This is a genomic window from Aestuariicoccus sp. MJ-SS9, from assembly GCF_032586235.1.
In the GTDB taxonomy this organism is placed as follows: domain Bacteria; phylum Pseudomonadota; class Alphaproteobacteria; order Rhodobacterales; family Rhodobacteraceae; genus Aestuariicoccus.
Window position 1 is genome coordinate 16,882 of the sequence record NZ_JAWHTD010000037.1, and the last position, 19,009, is coordinate 35,890.

Genomic DNA, 19,009 nt, shown 5'->3' on the forward strand with positions numbered 1-19,009 from the left:
GCGAACATGAACACTTCCCCACTCAGCAGGATCCTGCTGGTCAACAGCTCGTCCTCCAAAGCGGCGGATCTTGAGAACACAATCGACAAGAAACCCGGTTTCATCATCACGAAGATCTCCCCGAGCGAGATCGCGGAAGAACCCAGCGCCGGGACAGCCGATCTCATTCTGGTCAACATCGACCATCTCGGCGAAGACGAGCTTCTGATCTTTCCCGAGATCCGCGCGCGCGCGCCTGAAACGCCGCTGATCCTGCTGTCAGAGGACCTGCCGCCTGAATCGATGCGGCAATTGTTCAAGTTCAATGTTCAGGACTGGCTGCAGAAGCCATTCAGTGACCAGGAAATACTCGACAGCATTCGAAGCGCGGTCCGGGTTACCCGGGTGACGACGAACAAGGTGCATGCCGTCATCTCGTGTGTTGGCGGGGCCGGCGCCACGACTGTCGCAATCAATATGGCCGATATAGCCGCGAACAAGCTGTCGCGAAAATCGCCTGACGTTGCATTGATCGACCTGGATTTTTCGACCGGGAACTGCGGCTACGTGCTCAACATGGTCAGTACATTCAACCTCGGAACCGTGGCCAGTGCACCGCGCAGGATCGACGCCGAGTTCATCAGCGTCATTCAGCAGAAACACGAGGGGAAATTCTTTCTTTACTCGTTCAAACGGCCCGAGGTGAACACCGAAATAAACGGCTATGAATTGGTACTCCGGCTTTTGGACGCAGTCACCGCCGAACACGGAACCACCTTCCTCGACATCCCCTATTATGCAACGGAATGGCGCGACGATGTCTTGTCGGCGGTCAACAGTTGCACGCTTGTAACGGAATTGAACCTGCCCGCGATCAAGCACACGCTGGACCTTATCGAACACCTCAGGTCGCTCCGAGGTGCCAACTTCCCGATTCAGGTCTTCTTCAACAAGCATAAGAGCAGCCTGTTCGGTTCACGTGTGCCCAAGCGCAAGCTTAAGGAGTTGTTCCCCGACACACCGTTCGGCTACCTTCCTCTGGACGAAAGCCTGATCGGCGAAGCCGTTGACCGTGGCGTATTGCCAAGCTCGATCTCCGGGCGGGCGAAGTTTCTGAAAGTGCTGACCAAATACATGAAATCGGCGGACATGATGGGACAGGTGGAAAAATGAGTGTGAAAAGACATAATCGACGCGCCTTCCTGTACGGACTTATCGCCTTTTCCATGATCGGTGGTCCTGGCACTCTCTACGCGCAATCGTTGCGGAAGGTTCCGCGCACGCATGGCGAAAGGACGATGCGTCTGGTCCGGTACACAGGCGGCGAGGCCCCCGGAACGATCATCATTTCCAACAAGGACCGGACACTCCTGCGCGTGTTGTCGGGTGGTAAGGCTGAAAAGTATCAGGTTTCGATCGGGCGAGAGGGCTTCTCGTGGACAGGAACCACATATGTCGGGAGCAAGAAGGAATGGCCAGCGTGGCGCCCTCCGGCGGAAATGCGCAAACGCGACCCGTCCTTGCCGGATTATGTGCCGCCCGGACCTTACAACCCATTGGGGGCTCGCGCTCTTTATCTCTATTCGAACGGGCGTGATACGCTCTACCGTATTCACGGAACGAACAGTGCGGGAACCGTCGGCGAGTACGAGACATCTGGGTGTTTCAGGCTCACAAATACTGATGTGATGGAATTGTTCAACAAGGTCCGCCCTGGGACAAAAGTCGTCGTTCATTAACACGCAGGAGCGCAGCAGATGGCAGGCCGTTTTTTCCGAACATCCGCCCCGGAGAACGAAAATAAGACGGAAGCGACGGTTTTGAACCTGGACGCGTTCAAGGCCGAACCGGAAAACACGAAACATGCCGAGCCGGCGCACGACGGTCCCGACTTCGTTTCCGAAAGGGTTGCTCTTCACCGCTATCTTCTCGACAAGATCAACCTTTCGATCCTCGACACGATGGAAGAGGACGAGATCCACGCCGAACTCAGGCCTTTGGTCCGGGCTTACGCGAAAGAGCACAATTTCCCACTGAATTCGGCGGAGCTCGACTCGCTAATTTCGGATATTGGCGACGAGATGCTGGGTCTTGGTCCCATCGAGCCCCTGCTCGCCGACGATACGATCTCGGATATCCTGATCGTGGGCGCAGGGACGGTGTTCATCGAACGCCGCGGGGTGATCGAACGCACCAAGGTTCGCTTCAAGGACGAAGCCCACCTCATGCGGATCGTGAACAAGATCGTTGCCGCGGTGGGACGGCGTGTGGATGAATCCTCGCCGCTTGTTGACGCGCGGTTGCAGGACGGTTCGCGCGTGAACGTCGCGATCCGCCCCGTGGCCGTGGATGGTCCTCAGGTGTCCATTCGGAAATTTTCCAAACGCCCCTACTCGCTGAAAAAACTGGTCGATGCCAAGGCATTGGCGAAAGGCATGGCCGAATTGCTGGCCGCGGCGGTGGAAAGCAAGGTCTCAGCCATCGTATCTGGCGGTACGGGCTCGGGTAAGACCACCATGCTGAACGCGCTTTCGGCATATATCCCGCATGAAGAGCGCCTCGTCACGATCGAAGACGCCGCGGAACTGCAATTGCAGCAGCCCCACGTCGTGCGCCTTGAAACGCGCCCTCCGACCGTGGATGGACGCAATGAGATCGTACAGCGCGACCTTGTGAAAAACGCACTGCGGATGCGACCGGACCGAGTTATCATCGGTGAGGTCCGAGGCCAGGAGGCCTTTGACATGCTTCAGGCGATGAACACCGGCCACGAAGGGTCGATGTCCACGATCCACGCCAACAATCCCAGAGACGCGCTAAGCCGGATAGAACAAATGGTCGGCATGGCGGGTATGCCGATGTCGCAGTCGGCGATCCGGTCCCAGATCAGCTCTGCCGTGCAACTGATTATTCAGCTTCAGCGTATGAGAGACGGTACCAGGCGCGTCACCTCGATTTCCGAGATCACCGGAATGGAAGGCGATGTCATTCAGTTGCAGGAAATCATGAAGTTCAAACGCCTGGGCGTCGACGACCATGGAAATATCCTCGGGGAATTCAGGGCGACCGGGATCCGCCCAACCTTCCTCGACGACATGGAAACGATGGGCCTTCACCTTGACCGCTCGATTTTTGATCCTTCCAAAGTGCTTGAATAGATGTTCGATAATCCACTGATATTTTACGGGTTGATCTTCGCATCGGCGCTTCTCGCCTTCGACACGCTGCTGCGTGCGGTCGCCTCCGTTAGACGCGCGAAACGCGACGTCCGGAACCGTCTTGAAAGACTGCGCGAAAAAAAGGGTGTCGAAGAGGCCTATGGAGAACTTCTGAAACGTCGAGGTCTGGGCGGGCGAGACGGCCAGCAATCTCTTGGATCCTGGTTCAACCAGTATGTCGCGCAGACAGGTCTGGAAATCAATTTCGCAAAGCGGATTCTGTATGTCACGGCATTCTGCATTATCGGCTATATCATCACATTCCTGTTCATAACGCGGGATCCGGTCCTTCAGCCAATTTTTGGCGTGGCGATCGGGTTCGTGCTGGCGTTCCTCGTTCTGCGCTACCTGAGAAACAAGCGCATCAGGATCTTCACCGAACAGCTTTCACCCGCGATCGACATCATCGTGCGCAGCCTGAATGCCGGTCACCCTCTGACCACCTCGATTGCTTTGGTCGCGCGTGAGATGCCGGACCCGATCGGATCGGAATTCGGCATCCTGAGCGATCAGATGACCTTCGGCTCGGAACTCGAACAGGCAATGCTGAACATGTACGACCGGGTTGGTGCACCCGAGTTGAACATGCTGACGGTCAGTGTCAGCGTTCAACGCGGCACCGGTGGCAATCTTGCCGAAATTCTCGAGAACCTGTCCCAGATGATCCGTGACCGCCTTATCATCAAGGCCAAGATCAAGGCGATCTCGGCCGAGGGGCGGATCACCGCGTGGATCATGCTGGTGTTTCCCTTCCTGCTATTCTTCATGCTCAGAACAATGGTTCCCACCTATTTCGATCTGGTCTGGGAAAGCGGATATGGAACGTTCATCGTTGTCGGCTGCCTGATCTTGATCTTCTTTGGCATGATCGTGATCCGGCGGCTCGTGAACTTCGACTACTGACGCGGCGCGAAGGGAGCAGCAGACGTGAACCCGAATATCGTACTGGTCAGCACCTTTGTCGCGGTCTTGTTGATCGTGTTCACGGTCGTGAATTACGTTCTCCGCCGCCGGGAAGTTGCGCAAAATATCGACAACACGCGGAGGAAGCGTACCGTCACTGATGCCGAAATCGACCGCATTCTCGGCAGCGAAAACGAAGATATGAAATACTATCTGGACGTAGTTCAGAACGAATCCCCAAACTCTCTGAGAATGCGGCTCGTCCAGGCTGGTTATTTTTCGAGATCGGCGATTTGGAAGTTCAATCTGATCAGGCTGTGCGCCGCCGCAGTCACGTTCATGGCCGTTCAGTTCGGCGCGTCGGCCACGCTGGAATCGTTGAGCACCATTGTGATACTCAGTGCGGCGATGATCCTGTCCGCCATCGTTTTCGTTTTTTCCTCGGCAGTTTTGGAAAACATTGGAAAACGGCGGACACGGGAATTCAAGAAACTCTTTCCCGATTTCATGGATCTGCTGATGGTCTGCGTAGATGCCGGCCTTGGGATCGAGGCAGCGCTTGATCGGGTCACACGCGAATTTCTGGCCACCACGCGCGATTTCGGTCTGCAGCTGAGCATCATCAACCTCGAAGTCCGCGCCGGGCGACCGCTGCACGAAGCCCTTCAGAACTTCTCGAGGCGCATCAATCTCGAGGAAGCCCGCACGCTGGCGGTCTTATTCAAGCAATCGCAGGAACTCGGCGCGAGCATCAGCAAGACGCTGCGGGTTTTTGCCAAGGAAATGCGGACCATGCGGCTTCTTCGCGCTGAGGAAAAGGCCAACGCGCTCCCGGTAAAGATGCTGTTTCCAATGGCTCTATTCATGTTTCCGGTGAACCTGATCATCGTTCTGGTTCCCATTCTGATGATCATTCTCAAGACGCTCTCGGGCCTGACCCCCCCGCAGTGAAGCCGTTGTAAAACGCGGCCAACGGCCGGACCGTTTCGCGACACCTCGGGACATTTCTGATTTCCTGAGCGCTTCTCGCGTTCGAGGTCTCTACCATCAGGACCATCAATTTCGCGCTGGGTCCGAGTTTCATCTTCATTTCAATCGCCTTCGCAATGCTCGGATTGACCGTCCCCAAAACCCTCCTGAGCCCCATAGACGTCGAAGCGGTCAAGGCCCCGCGCGAGACCGTCCTCGCGGTGCTCGGCGTTCTGATTTGCAGCCGGAGCTGCCGGCGGCAGAAACGCGATCTTCCAAGTGCTCTTTTCCTCCGGCCCGCTGCTCGCGGCGCAGGTCGGCCTGGCGTTGACGGCGCCGTATTTCTTCTTTGACGTACTGCTGTCCTTTTGTTCGCAAGATCGCCTCTGGACACCAAAGCACCCCAAAGGTGCGCGAAAGAACTATCATTTCAGCCGCAAACACCGTGCAAAAGACGGTGGCCAGACGGGCCGCGGCGTTTTAGTTTGGGGGCGATCTGATCGAAATTTCCCTGCGGGACACATTTGGCGCACCGCGGCGAGGAGCCACTGGAACACCTGACTTGCCCTTGTCGACCTCTCCGAAGAATCTGCCCGCCCACGATCCGCCTGCATGGTTCGACGAACTCGCATCCGCCGGGAACTATGCCCGGCACCTGGTCTTGTCGGGTAATATCCGCGACATCTTTCCAACCGTTCAAGGCGCCGAAACCACCTTTGCCGATCTTTTCGGGGTAGTCAGGCGCCTGCTGAGCGCTCAAGGTATCGAAACACTGCTGATCTACGATCCGGTTGCGGGCCTACGGTGCGACACCACCCCTTCCCCCGACGTCGAACGCCTCCTCAAGAACGCCGAGCTGCCGCTGGGCCGCGCCGATCTGAGCCTGCCCGAACTGGCGCGGGTTCATCTTGCCGTTTCCCAAAGCGCCACCGCCCGCGTTGCGTTGATCATGGATTACGCGTCGCACCTGGGTCGTTCCGACCCGGAGGAACGGGATCGCTTCTTTGTTCAGATCGACAAGAACACCCGCGAACGTCAGGGCGCGGAAGGGTCAGGCGACATTCAGAACCCGACGATCTGGATGGTCGACGAATCCGCGCGGGTGCCGCACTGGTTCGGGATCGGGAATACCGCCCTGCGGGAGATTCATGTCGAACTGCCAAATCTGGAAGACCGCTTCCTCTATGCCGGCCAGCTCGTCGACCGTTATGGTCTCGGCTGCGCGAACGGGGACGCGCCCGATCACGACAAGCTGCAGCAATTCGCGCTGGGATGCGACGGCGAGACGCTTCTGGCGATGCGCTCCATCGCGAAGGTCGCCCGCGCCGAGGGCATATCGCTTGCCCGGATATCTGACGCGATCCGCGTCTACCGAACCGGGATGCGGCGGAACCCCTGGAATTCCAAGGTCCTGGCCGACCGCGTGCGCATGGCCAAGGACATCCTCGGACGCCGGATCAAGGGTCAGCAGGCCGCGATCGACAAGACGACCGACATTCTGGCCCGCTCGATCGTCGGGCTGTCGGGATCGCAATCGGGGTCGCGGCAGCTCAAGCCCCGTGGCATCCTCTTTCTTGCCGGACCGACCGGCGTCGGCAAGACCGAGCTTGCGAAGGCCGTGACAGAGCTTCTGTTCGGCGATGAGGCGGCCTGCCATCGCTTCGATATGTCCGAATTCATGGAGGAGACCGCGGTGTCCCGGTTGGTTGGCGCGCCTCCAGGGCATCCGGGCCATGAACGGGGCGGCGAACTTGTCAACGCCGCTCACCGCCGGCCATTCAGCGTCTTCCTGTTCGACGAGGTCGAAAAGGCCCATCCGCGCACGCTCGATGTGTTCCTCCAGATCCTCGATGACGGCCGGTTGACCGATTCAAGGGGCTCGACCGCGCATTTCTCAGAATCCCTAATTATTTTCACCTCCAATATCGGCACCGTCAAAGAATCGCGCGTCTCCAACATGGGGATGAACGTTCTGCCGTCCGACAGCCACGAAGAGCTCGCCCTAAAAATCGGAAGGTCGATCGAGGATCATTTCCGCGTCCGGCTTCAGCGGCCGGAGCTTCTGAACCGGATTGGCCAGAACATCATCGTATTCGACTTCCTGTCCGCCCCCGCCGCGCAGACGATCTTCGGAGCCATTATCGAAAGAGTGCTCGAGGCGGTCCGGATCGAACGCGGGATCACCGTGACGGTCGGTGCCGTGGCCTTCGAAAAGCTGCAAACCATATGCACAGAAAATTTCTTTGAAGGTGGCCGCGGGATCGGCAACCGGATTGAAAGGCACTTCATCAACTCTCTGGCGCGAGAGATTTTCGAAAACGATATCCAACAGGATTTCACAGTGGTTGACGCGACCATTGGGCACGAGAAGACCACGCTGGAGATTGAGCCGCTGGCATAGTCTTCTCCTCCCGTCTCCGGCCGCGTTGCGGCGGCAATGCGTAGCGGATTCCGGCAGATTCCTGCGACGCCCTTGCCGAATGACTGCGTATGAGCTTTCTGCCAATGGATGCTGGAGCGGATGAAGTCGCCGGGTATCGTCGTGGTTGTCTCTATCGACGAGTAAGAGAGCACGATCCCCGTCGATTTCGAAAACGACGACTACCAGTTTTTCGGAGATGATGTGGTGGCCTAGATTCGCTCCGACTGGACCGTGGCCTGGCCGGGCTCAACGCGGGGCAGGGCGAGGCGCAAAAAAATAGGCGGTGGGAGAAGGGGGCGTGACGAGTGAATGCACGTCTCGCATGTGACGCGATTTCCACAGTCGGGTCGGGTGCTCACTAGGCAGGAATAGCACCGATAGACATGTTCCGCACGTCGGTATAGCGTGCCGGACAATCCCACCGCCACTCAATTTTTAATTTTGTCCTTCGTTTGCTCTTCTTTTTTATCGGCAAGAGTAGTCTGGGCCAACACGACAATCGCGTTGCGAAGGGCATGGCGTCATGATCAATAGGCCCGTCTTTCTGGCTGCGGCGTTTGGGGCTCTTTGGCTGATACTGGTCGTAGCGCTGCCCGCCGGGCTTTGGGTGCCGGACGAAACGGTGATCTACGCCTCGCTCGAAGTCTTGCGCCAGAACGGGGGACTGTTCATAGACAATGGCTATGCCCAGTTCGAGCATCCGGCGCTTCTGTTCAATGACCTTTTGAAAGTTGGACCCGAGGGCGTTGTTTCGCAGTATCCCTCGGGCCTGTCCTACTTTTTGCTACCGATCTTCAGGGCCGCCGGCCTAAAGGGTGTGTTGGCCCTGAGTGCAATTGCTGCGGCCTTGGCCGTTTGGCTGACCCACCAGATCTCGGTTCTGCTATTCGAGGATAGGCGCGTTGCCGCGCATGCTGCGGTTCTGTTCGCACTTTGCAGTTATCTGGTGATCTACGCTAAGGCGTTGTGGCCTCATGCCATGGCAACCGCTGCCGTGCTGGCCATAGTTTGGCTCGTGCTGAAAGCCGTTCATCGCCCACGGGCATGGCGGCGCGACGCCTTGATTGCGGGAGGCGTGCTGGGTCTTGGTCTGTCGGTGCGGGTGGACGTGGTTCTGGCGGTGCCGGCGTTGTTGGCGATCATATTGGTATGGGCGGCGCGACCGGCACAGCTTATTGCCTTGGCAGGGACTGGCGCATTGCCGGGCGCCTTGCTGGCATCGTGGTTGAATTGGCTCAAATTCGGTGTGTTTCTTCCTGCAAGCTACGGGTCGACAAACGGCGGAACGTCGCTTGAAAGCTACGGTGGTTTGGCCTTGGCTATGGGTGTATTCCTCGCGATTTGCCTGCTGATACGGCGCCGACCGGTTCGTTTCAAGCCAATCCCGTTCGCAGCTGTGCTGATCGCTGGATTGGCCGCGGTTATGTTTGTTCCATGGTTCCGGCCGGTAGAGGATGAATTGCGAGCCATCCTGCGTGGCATGGCGACACTGTGGGGCGATATGCGGCTTCTGGACGACCGCAGCCACCAGGTTACGCGCCATCCGGACGGCACATTGACCGTTCTCAGCATGTACAAAAAGGCGGTGGCGCAAAGCATGCCGTGGATCGGGATCATTGTGGCGCTCGCAGTATTTCCCTTGCGCCCGTCCGAACGTTTTGGCCTCATTGTCTGCACACTTTTGATCGTAACCTGGAGCCTGCCGTTCGCTCGCATTTCCTGGCATGGGGGCGGATCGGCAAACATGCGCTACTTCCTGCCGGTAATACCTTTCGTCAGTATTCTTTCCGCGATTGCATTATCTCGGATCGGGGAAATTTCAGCCCGAAGTTTCTTGGTTGTGTGGTGCGGTGGCGGTGTCGTCGTTGTTTTTGCAATGGCGGCTGCCGTTAGCGTTCTGCCCTTTCCGGCCGCGGCTGTGTTACAGCATTCACTTCCCCTGTATGCATGCGGAACACTGATGGTCGCTGCGGTTTTCTCACACCTTTCGCAACTATGGAAAATGCTTACTCACACAGCTTTTGCCGCGGCTGTCTGGCTTAGCCTCTTTGGAACCTATGGATACGACCTCCCGATGGACATCGGTCGCCGGTTTTACAACGCCAAAGCCGAGTCGGTGATGGCGGCTCTTCCGAATAACAGCTTCCTTTACGCACGGGTGTACGAGTCCATGCTGTTTCAAATTCGCAGGCAAGACCCGATAGCGGCGCGAGATAGATTTACGGACCAGATGGATCCGCGCCTGGTCCAGGCTGCCCGCGCGGCTGGTTACGTCGTTTACGTTCAGTCGGAGAAACTGAAGGATCAACTTCTTGTCGAGCGTCCGGACTTGCGTGCCACGCGGGTGTTCGAAGACAGTGCGTGGATGAGCCCGCTTTTCAGGATTGAGCCCTTGAATTGATACGAACGGCCCTGCTGGGGGCGCGACTTGACTATTCGGAAACAGTGCGGCGCTATTTTTCCCGGTTTGGCCGAGATGGGTTGACCCGTCACAATAGCTTGGCAAACCTGCTGGCAACCATTAACCGGCTTGTTGACCTTGAAGCTTGTCATTCAGATCCCGTGTTTCAACGAGGCGGACACCCTGCCCCAAACACTCTCGGAGTTGCCGCGAGAAGTGGAGGGGTTCGATGTTGTCGAGTGGCTGGTTGTCGATGATGGATCGAGCGACGGTACGTCAGATGTTGCACGCGCCAACGGGGTGGATCACGTGGTTCGGCTCGATCATAATGCTGGACTTGCCAAGGCGTTCATGACCGGGCTCGAAGCAGCGCTTAGGCGCGGAGCCGATGTCATAGTCAACACCGATGCCGACAATCAGTACCGAGCAGAGGCGATCCCGTCTTTGACTGCGCCGATCCTGCAAGGCCGGGCGCAGCTTGTGATCGGTGCGCGGCCTATCAAGAAGATCGCGCATTTCTCTCCTGTGAAGCGTCTCCTTCAGAAGGTTGGGTCGTCCGTCGTCCGGCGCGCCTCCGGGCTCGACATTCCCGACGCGCCCAGCGGATTTCGCGCCTTTCACCGCGACGCGGCGATGCAGCTTTATGTTTTCAATCGCTACACCTACACGTTGGAAACGCTCATCCAGGCGGGGCGGTTGGGCATCCCAGTGGCCTCTGTTCCGGTAAAGGTCAATGATCCGACCCGACCATCGCGGTTGGTCCGAAATTCCGCTGACTACGTGCTGAAATCGACGTTGACGATCTTGCGCGTCTCGGTCCTTTATCGACCGTTCCGGTTTTTCGCCGCCTGCGCGTTTTTCGCGGCTTTGCCAGGCTTTGTAGCATTTGCGCGGTTTCTTGTGTTCTGGCTGATGGGCGATGGCAGCGGCAAATTACAATCATTGATTATCGGCGGGGCGTTCATCGTTACCGGCATGGTTCTGCTGATCGGTGGCGTGTTGGCTGATATGGTGGCCGCCAACCGGGTGTTGCTGGCCGAAATCCGGTATCGGCAGATGAAAGCGGACATTGATCGGGACGCACTTGACTGATCGTGAGGCGAATTCGCAGGCAGGCACCCAGGTCAACACATGATGCAGCGAGGCCTGAACCTGTCTTTTCCGATGATCCGGACCGGCACCGGGGCCGAGATCTGGACCCGAAGGCTGGCGGAATTGTTGGCCCGTCGCGGGCACTCCGTGACGCTAAGCGAGATCGCGCACGGTTTTCAATATGCGCCTTGGCTGGCGCCGGTTTCGATCCCGCCTGAAACCGACGCCGTGATTGCAAACAGCTGGACAGCGGCGGCCTTTGCAAGGCGAGGGGTGCCCTTGGTATCGGTCTGCCACCTTGTTGTGCAGGATCCGGTATTGTCGCCATTCAAGAGTTTCGCGCAATCGCAATTTCACGCGCATTTCGTAACGCCAATGGAGCGGGCCGCCGCAAGACGCGCACAGATTAATGTTGCGGTCAGTCATTACGTGGCCAGGAGCATGCGCGACCTGTTGGGCATTAACGGCGTCACCGTCATCGAGAACGCGGTCGACACGGAGTTCTTTGCTCCAAGCCAGACGCCACGCGACTCTTCGGGTCCGATCAGGCTGCTCTTTGTCGGCAAACCGAGCCGGCGGAAGGGAATCGACCTCATTGCAAGGGTTATGGCTGAGCTGGGGACGCGCGTACAGCTGACCTTTGTGGGTCCAAGCCCGGAGCCCTCGGATATCCCCTCCGGGGCGACGTTCACCGGCTCGCGGGATCGCGCCGGCGTGCGCGACGCTTACCGAGAGGCTGATCTTCTGTTATTTCCGTCGCGGGCGGAAGGTTTCGGTCTAGCCGCGGCCGAGGCATTGTCTTGCGGTCTGCCGGTGGTTTGTACCGAAGGCACCGCGGTCTCGGAGATCGTGAATCCAAGCTGTGCAATCTCTTGCCGGGCCGAGGACGTCTCGGGCTTCGCGACAGAGATCCTGCGTCTGGCAGGCGATCGGCCGAGGTTACGCCAAATGCGACAAGCGGCCCGGGAACACGCGCTGGTGCGGTTCGACGAGCGCCGTTGGGTCGCAGCGTTCGAAACTCTGCTCTACGATCTCCAATGCTGGAGTCCCGGGGTTTGATGGACACTTTTTCATTGATGAAGGAAAGTGTTTTGCATTCCAAGAACGAGGACCCCGCCCCGACGGAATTCAAGGCGCAATTGGTTGCGGTGGCGCGAGCTGGTCGCAGTATTGAAAGTCTGGCGCGGGAGTATGTGCCTTGCCCCCCAACGATCCATGATTGGGTCCAGCAGGCCGGCGCAATTGATTGCGAACGCGATGCACTTTTGACAAAATGCCGAGCTGGCCAAGCTGCACCGGTTACGCCGTGAAGTGAGGCATCTGCGCCAGGAATGAGATGTACTTTCAAGGGCAGCGGCTTGGTTTGCACAAAACGACGTGGCAGCGCGGAGGTCTTCAACTTCATGACTGCGAAACAATCCGAGTGTTCTGTCCAGTTGCTGTCGCGCACCCAAGGGTCAGGATTCATAACCAGTAGATGACGACTGCTGCGAGGGCGATGGCCGAGAGGAAGACCTTCGGACAGCGGTCATAGCGCGTCGCCACGCGCCTCCAATCCTTGAGCCTGCCGAACATGATCTCGATGCGGTTGCGCCGTTTGTATCGGCGCTTGTCGTATTTCACTGTTGTCTTGCGCTGCTTTCGACCCGGGATACAGGCGCGTATCCCTTTGTCTTTCAACGCTTCTCTGAACCAGTTGGCGTCGTAGCCTCTGTCCCCGAGCAGCCAGTCGACTTTTGGGAGACTGCTGAGCAACGCTCGCGCGCCGATGTAATCGCTGACCTGACCGGCGGTGACGAACAGGTCGAGCGGACGTCCTTGGCTGTCGCAGATGGCATGCAATTTGGTGTTCATGCCGCCTTTGGTTCGACCGATCAGACGACCGCGCCCCCCTTTTTGGCGGCCATGCTGGTCGCCGTTCGGTGTGCCTTCAGGTAGGTCGCGTCGATCATCACGGTCTTCTGTTCGCCGTGCTCGGCAGCCAGACCCACCATCATCCGCGCGAAAATGCCTTTCTCGCTCCAGCGCTTCCAACGACTGTATAGCGTCTTGTGTGGGCCATAGGCTTCAGGGGCATCGCGCCACCTTAACCCATTGCGGTTGATGAAGATAATCCCGCTCAAAACCCGCCTGTCGTCGACCCTGGGCTTGCCGTGCGACTTCGGAAAGTAGGGCCTCAGACGCGCCATCTGCGCGTCAGTCAGCCAGAAAAGATCGCTCATGTCACCGCTCCGTTTTTGGAGCCGTGAATCACGCAGAGCTCGGGAATTCAATGCATCCTGACCCTAACAAAGTTAATTCTCTTTTGCATTTACGCGCTCGCGCTCGAGTGCTTGCAGCTGCCGGCTGACTTCGGAGAACACTAGCTCCAGCGATACGTCGTTCGCCTGTCTTGTCCGCAACCGCGGCAGGGACGTTCCTAGCAGGTGTAGAAGCAAGGAAATGGTCGCCGCGACCATACCGGCAAGCAGCATGATTGCCAGCGCACTTGCCCCGGCAAGCCAAAGCAGGCCGGTGGCGACCGCTGCCAGAAAAGGCGTCACCAAAAAGATGGGACGGATCGGGGCATTCTTTATCTTTATGGATAGAGCGTTCTGTGCCGACTCTGACGAGTTTTCCGACATAACCGACTGCTGAGGGCGACTAAGTGGAGCGGACCCTTCCTCGATCAACTGATTGCAATCGACGTAGGGAAAGAACGCAACTTCGGACCGGGTGTTTCCATTCGCGATTTGAACATTTTTTTCAGAAAGTGTTTCAGCCACTTTTTCCCACGCAGAAAGGTGCAAATTAGGTCGAGGATTGGGGATGTTGTAGCGGTCTCCAACCTGCTGGTAGCCGGAAAAGAAATAATTCGGATTGTCTTTGTTTTCCGTAATTTCGAGCTCAATTCCTTTGCCTCGTTTGGCGCCATCAACAATTTCGCGATACTTGCCGTCGATGCCCATGATGATGATGGGATCTGCGCGCTCCAAATGCGCCCACAGAACCGCATGGCTGCCAGTTGTGACTGGGTCAATCTGAAAGAGTGGTGTATACATTCTTATCGCGTCATAGTTCAGTACTCTGCTATCCGCGGCATCGACGCCAAGTTCAGAGATTAAATTGCTACGCAATAGGAAACGACCGATTGGGGTGGGCCCCTGAAAAGCATCGTCGCGACCTTCACGGATCAGCCGCCTAATTTCCTCCTTGTGCGAAATACCCACAACAAGATCGAGGCAGGTGTAATGTGTTGGCCGCCAATTGATTCGATCCCAATACCGATAGGCAGCATTCATTCCGATGGACATATGGCCGGTTAGCGCAGGTAGGTCGATGCCTTTCAGCGACGGGCCGTTACCGAGGACAAAAGCGGTTCTTTTGTTCAGCGTTATAACGGGGTTAGTATCGGTATTGGGCATATTTTTCACTACCTAGTTATTATATGTTACTTCGGTTTAAAAAGAAAATTGTTCAGTCTGAATAATATTGATATAAAATCTGCGTATAGGGTCTCAGTGACCCGCCCCCAAAACCCGGGCCGAGCTTTCGTCATCAAATCAACCGCATCAGACTTTCCCTTCGCTCTGGTGGTGGCCGCGCTGTTAATTACGTGCCACATCTTTGCACGCGTGCGGTTAATTGCAAAGAACTCCTGTGCGTGATGCGCTGCTCTCACGGCCAGAGTTTCACGCAATGCAGTGTTTGTGGCGAGATGCTTGACAGCAGTCTTAAGAGTCTCGGATGAGGGGTCGGATGCGAGGATTGCCAGGTCGTGCTCTTTAAGATAGCGAATTGTCTCGATCTCAAGCGGGCCAATGGCTAGGATCGGCAAACCAGCCGCCAGAAGTTCGGGCAGTTTGTTGGCAAAGGAAAAGCGCGTGTAGCGAACCGTGATCTCGTCGAAATTGTAGCCAATTACACCAACATCCGCATCACAGAGCCATTGTCGATACTCTCCTTGGGTTTGCGATATCTGTTCGAAGGACACGCCTGGGAGGGCGCTGAACTTGTCTTTCAGATGCCGCCAATGACGATGCGTCCGGACCTCCAAGGCCACGGGATTGCCGTCGCGGGCTAGAGCGGAGATGACGTGAGCTAGGCGCAGGATGCTATCTTGTGTCATGTTCGATGCAAGATTGCCGGAATAGCGAAATACAACCGGGCCGGGGCGTCGCGGTGATTTTATGAGGCTGGCCCAATCACGGGGGTCAATTCCATTGTGTGCAACGTGGTACTCAGGCCCGCCGTATCTGTCGCGGAAGACTGCGGCCATTTGGGGCGAGATGGCAAAGCAGCTTTGGGCCATGCCGCATAGACGGATGATGTCAGTAACCAGATGGTCGTGAAGCACCTTGTCGTGCTCTTTCAGATGCGCTGGCCAATCGTCCATGAACCACAGGGCTATAGGCATATGTTCGTCAAAGGCCAGGTGGCAGGCTAGCTCATGAAGCATCGGGCTTTCGGGCAATGGACGGTAGAGGATGAGATGCGGATCGAAGTCGCGGATGATCGAGACCGCAGAATCGATTGAGCGATAGGTGCGGCGAGTCGCATATTCCGGGTCGAGACCTGCGTGGATGGTAAGCCGGCTAACCGGCACATGCCGACCGTAGACGATTAGAAGGTTTTCGCGTTCGATGCCGTTTAGAATGGTACGTTTGATCGCCCCGCTAGCGCTGTCTTCGGTCGGGGCTGTCTGGTCGATCACAACGACCCTAGCGGTGTGCTGCTTGTCGATGTCTGAGGCGATAGTTCCGATTGACGGCGCTTGCTGCATACCCATATCCCGTTGAGAAGTGAATCAAATAATTTAAGTGAGTTTATGCCGCAACTGAGTAGGGTAGACTGTGAGAGCGCTGAGGGGATTTGATGTTTTCTTGCAACGCTGTCCGAGTAGCCAATGAACGAGGTCCGTCACCAGATCACCGGAGAAAGCCTATCATATTGGACATACCGGAACTGCCTCGAACCAATGCAGTTTGGCAGCCACTGCGCTCACCACGCACCGAAGCATTCTTCCCACAAACCCTACAAAAAAGGCCGCTACATGGCCGTTGGGATCGACGGAGTGCCATTGTTCCGTCAGCGGTACGATTGCTCATGCTTGAAACCAATTGGCGACTATGAACCCTATGCCGAAGTCCTGACGCTAGGTTGACCCAAGTGCGGCAATAAGGAAATCCGAGGCCCTGTTGGAAACGCGTCGCACTGCATCTTCCGTGTTCGATGCATTATGCGATCCTAATATGCAGCGGTCGAATCCTCGCAGCGCGCTTGATTCTGGCAATGGTTCGATCTCAAAGACGTCCAGCGCCGCAGAGTGAACGGTGCCGTCTCTCAGAGCTGTAACCAATGCGACCTCATCAATAATCGGTCCGCGGGCAACGTTCACCACCCGCAACCCGGGCTTTGCCAGTCGCAGCGTGTCAGAGTTAAGCATTCCTTTCGTGTTCGGCGTCAGTGGACAGGTGAAAACGACAAAATCTGCATCTTTAATCGCCTGTGGCCACGTTGTCGGCTGGACACTCAAAGCCGCAGCATTGGAGAAAAACGGATCGACAACCCGAACCTCCATTTCTGCTGCCAGAAGCCTGCGCGCCGTTTGTTGACCGATATCGCCAAAGCCCACCAGCGTAACAAGCCGTCCGGCTAGAGAAATGCCACGCGGTTTGGGCCAACCGCCTGCTCGCACGCCACGGTCAATCGCAAAGGTCTCTCGCGCCAGTCCGACAACGTAACTCATGGCGACGTCTGCCACCTCGTTGCCAAATGCCGCGGGCGTATTGGTCACCGGAATGCCCAGTCGCCGGGCCGTCTCGAAATCAACGTTGTCGGTACCAACTCCCCACTTGACGCATGCGCGCAACGATCCCGCATGGCCAGCCTCAAGCACTGCCGCCGTCGCCGGGTCATCACCGATAATCCAACCATCAAAAATCGGCACCAACTCGATCAATTCCGCCTCGGGCACAATCTGAACAAACTCTGGCACGAACAACTCGATGCTCTCGCGATCAAACCGGGCGCGGAGCTCGTCAACGATCCCAATCATCGGCGGGCACGTAAGCAATACACGCGTCATGGCAAACTCCGCATGGCAAGAGCCTCCGCAAGCACCCAGTCCTCGGCATTGTCGATATCCAGAGATTCAAGCTTAGGCGACTCGAACAAGCAGGGCGCCTTTCCGATCCGCGCGCCGGTTGCGGTAAAGCTGGACCTGTCAAAGATATAGAGGTTTGAGTTCTCCTCGAACCACGGCTCGAGGTCTTGGGTACGGAGTAGGTTGTCCGGGTCGTGATTCACGGCCGATCCATCTTCGCGGTAGAACCGCGTCTGCACCCGGTTGACGGTGAATAGGCTGTCGGCACTTCCATCACGTAAGCATGTGTCATAAGCCTGCAACGCGGACGAAATCGTTTTGGCGGATATCAGCGGGTTCGTCGCATGTGTCATGACGTACCGGTCGGCCTCGATGGCGGCCAGATCATCCGCAATAACAAGATTCATCGAGACATGATCACCGCATATCTCCTCCCTTCGATGCCGGAGTAGCAGCTTGTTACCGGCATCCAGTTCATTTAGACCATGCTCCTTCAGCTTATCCTCGGCATCAGTATTGATCACAACAACTTCGATCTCGTCCATGGCCAACAGGGTCGAAATGACCCAGTGAAACAAGGGACGTCCCGCGAAAGTTTTGAAGTTCTTCGCTCTCACTCGCTCGCTTTTTGCCTTTATCGGCACCAATGCAACGGTTTTTCTGGTCATCGGGACGTCCTTCAGCGTGGATAGTAATATTTTTGTTTCTGCAACTTCGACAGTCGCAACGACGCTGTGCTGCCGCGATAGGTTCCCCAGTACTGGTGATACCGGAAAAGAGCAATCTCAGGCCACACCGCGATGCGACCCATGCCCGGAAGTTCGTCACGGCGTAGCGCGTCTTTGATGTCCAGGCCGATGCCTGCAGCTGTAAACCACAGAAAGTCGAAGAAGCCGAAATAGATATCAGGCATGATCAGCTGCATCGCTATCGCCTCCCGCTCATACCGGTTCTTTACTTGTGCCCATGTCTCTTCGTGGATGTGGATAACCGGTGCTTCGGCCACATAACCAATCGCCATCTCATTTGCGACCAGGTTCTTGGCCAAGGCAATATCCTCAAGCCCGGTGACTTCTTCATCAAAGGGATGATCACGCCAGACCCCAGCAGCCAACGCGGCGTTAGCGTTGTTGCAAAAGAACCCCTCTTGCGGGAGTTGCGATTGGTCCGGGAAGTATTTTTCGAACAACATTTGTTCGGAAAACCGAGAGACGCCTTCCTTGCCCATCTGTCGTCCATAGGAATATGCCACGGTGCCGTTGACGACCGGCTCAATGAGGCGCTCAAGCCAGTCATGCACTGCTGGAATGCAGTGGCCAGAAAGGAACACCAGAACATTTCCGCGCGCGGCCGCGCAGCCGACATTCAAAGAACGTCCAAAGGTGAATTCGGGCTTTGAGATGTGCTCGACGCGACAACCATGGCGTTCAGCGATAATCAAAGTGTCATCCGTCGATCCCGAATCGACGATGATTGTCTCGTGCAACACGTCTGATGTTTGCCCGGCGATCGCTTCAAGAACCTCGACCAGCCAACGCGACTCATTATAGGTGCGAATAATAATACTGACGTCCAAAGCAGATCTCGCGTCGTGTCAAGAGAAAATCCCCCTTAAGGGTAAAGGCTAGAGCAACTGCATCAATAAAAAAGGGGGCAAAGAGGAAGTTTCCGAACTGTTGCCTCTGGGTCGCAAAATGGATACCCAGCCGGCGCTCAAGGCGCTGCTAATCTTGAAGCCATCATCTCTTTTTCCGTCCAGAATATCCGTCTAAATGAAGCCGTTAAATTTCATTTGCCTAAATTTTTTACGACACTTAGTCGGGTTTGAACAACACCTTCAGGCGGACTGAAGGCGGGGATTTCGTGTGTTGGGCGTGTGCAGGTCGGCGAACAACCAACCGATGATGACGGTCCAAAGCGCTCTGAGGTGGGCGAGTATC

At 56.7% G+C, this 19,009-nt stretch carries 16 protein-coding genes; 10 read left to right on the plus strand and 6 right to left on the minus strand.

Annotation, left to right across the window (positions count from 1 at the left end):
* Nucleotides 1–6 precede the first annotated feature (6 nt).
* From RXV88_RS18560 to RXV88_RS18605, 10 genes are all read left to right on the plus strand, one after another.
* The gene (locus RXV88_RS18560; protein WP_316294995.1) at nt 7–1,152 is read left to right on the plus strand and encodes a hypothetical protein; all 1,146 of its coding nucleotides are present in this window, start codon (nt 7–9) and stop codon (nt 1,150–1,152) included.
* Nucleotides 1,149–1,718: a L,D-transpeptidase gene (locus RXV88_RS18565; RefSeq protein ID WP_316294996.1), complete on the plus strand. Its 570-nt coding sequence runs from the start codon at nt 1,149–1,151 to the stop codon at nt 1,716–1,718. Before RXV88_RS18560 ends, RXV88_RS18565 begins: the two co-directional genes overlap by 4 nt.
* An 18-nt stretch (nt 1,719–1,736) precedes the next feature.
* Entirely contained in the window at nt 1,737–3,137 is a 1,401-nt protein-coding gene (locus RXV88_RS18570; RefSeq protein WP_316294997.1) for a CpaF family protein, read from the plus strand.
* Nucleotides 3,138–3,167: 30 nt separating this feature from the next.
* Nucleotides 3,168–4,100: a type II secretion system F family protein gene (locus tag RXV88_RS18575; RefSeq protein WP_316294998.1), complete on the plus strand. Its 933-nt coding sequence runs from the start codon at nt 3,168–3,170 to the stop codon at nt 4,098–4,100.
* Nucleotides 4,101–4,124: 24 nt separating this feature from the next.
* Complete coding sequence (locus RXV88_RS18580; RefSeq protein ID WP_316294999.1) at nt 4,125–5,051, plus strand: type II secretion system F family protein; 927 nt, start codon at nt 4,125–4,127, stop codon at nt 5,049–5,051.
* 580 nt (nt 5,052–5,631) lie between these two features.
* A complete protein-coding gene (locus RXV88_RS18585) occupies nt 5,632–7,470 on the plus strand; it encodes an AAA family ATPase (protein ID WP_316295000.1) in 1,839 nt (612 codons plus the stop codon).
* A 544-nt stretch (nt 7,471–8,014) separates the two neighbouring features.
* Complete coding sequence (locus RXV88_RS18590; RefSeq protein ID WP_316295001.1) at nt 8,015–9,892, plus strand: hypothetical protein; 1,878 nt, start codon at nt 8,015–8,017, stop codon at nt 9,890–9,892.
* A 132-nt stretch (nt 9,893–10,024) separates the two neighbouring features.
* Complete coding sequence (locus RXV88_RS18595) at nt 10,025–10,984, plus strand: glycosyltransferase family 2 protein (RefSeq protein WP_316295002.1); 960 nt, start codon at nt 10,025–10,027, stop codon at nt 10,982–10,984.
* 42 nt (nt 10,985–11,026) lie between these two features.
* On the plus strand, nt 11,027–12,043 hold the full coding sequence (locus RXV88_RS18600; RefSeq protein WP_316295003.1) for a glycosyltransferase family 4 protein: 1,017 nt from the start codon (nt 11,027–11,029) through the stop codon (nt 12,041–12,043).
* A complete protein-coding gene (locus tag RXV88_RS18605; protein WP_316295004.1) occupies nt 12,043–12,294 on the plus strand; it encodes a hypothetical protein in 252 nt (83 codons plus the stop codon). Before RXV88_RS18600 ends, RXV88_RS18605 begins: the two co-directional genes overlap by 1 nt.
* Nucleotides 12,295–12,448: 154 nt before the next feature.
* Here the strand turns inward: RXV88_RS18605 and RXV88_RS18610 are convergent.
* From RXV88_RS18610 to RXV88_RS18635, 6 genes are all read right to left on the minus strand, one after another.
* Nucleotides 12,449–13,206 (minus strand): IS5 family transposase gene (locus RXV88_RS18610; protein ID WP_316295005.1). Its coding sequence is split into 2 segments (ribosomal slippage): nt 12,449–12,882 and nt 12,882–13,206, totalling 759 coding nucleotides; the frame shifts between segments, so codons are not numbered across the junction.
* Between the two features lie 72 nt (nt 13,207–13,278).
* On the minus strand, nt 13,279–14,388 hold the full coding sequence (locus tag RXV88_RS18615; RefSeq protein WP_316295006.1) for a hypothetical protein: 1,110 nt from the start codon (nt 14,386–14,388) through the stop codon (nt 13,279–13,281).
* 26 nt (nt 14,389–14,414) lie between these two features.
* Complete coding sequence (locus RXV88_RS18620) at nt 14,415–15,752, minus strand: hypothetical protein (protein WP_316295007.1); 1,338 nt, start codon at nt 15,750–15,752, stop codon at nt 14,415–14,417.
* Between the two features lie 366 nt (nt 15,753–16,118).
* A complete protein-coding gene (locus RXV88_RS18625; RefSeq protein WP_316295008.1) occupies nt 16,119–17,021 on the minus strand; it encodes a phosphoglycerate dehydrogenase in 903 nt (300 codons plus the stop codon).
* Nucleotides 17,022–17,047: 26 nt separating this feature from the next.
* Nucleotides 17,048–17,737, minus strand: a complete 690-nt coding sequence (locus RXV88_RS18630; RefSeq protein ID WP_316295009.1) for an acylneuraminate cytidylyltransferase family protein — start codon at nt 17,735–17,737, stop codon at nt 17,048–17,050.
* Between the two features lie 11 nt (nt 17,738–17,748).
* Nucleotides 17,749–18,645, minus strand: coding sequence for a glycosyltransferase family 2 protein (locus tag RXV88_RS18635; RefSeq protein ID WP_316295010.1), 897 nt, complete (start codon nt 18,643–18,645; stop codon nt 17,749–17,751).
* Nucleotides 18,646–19,009: the final 364 nt, after the last annotated feature.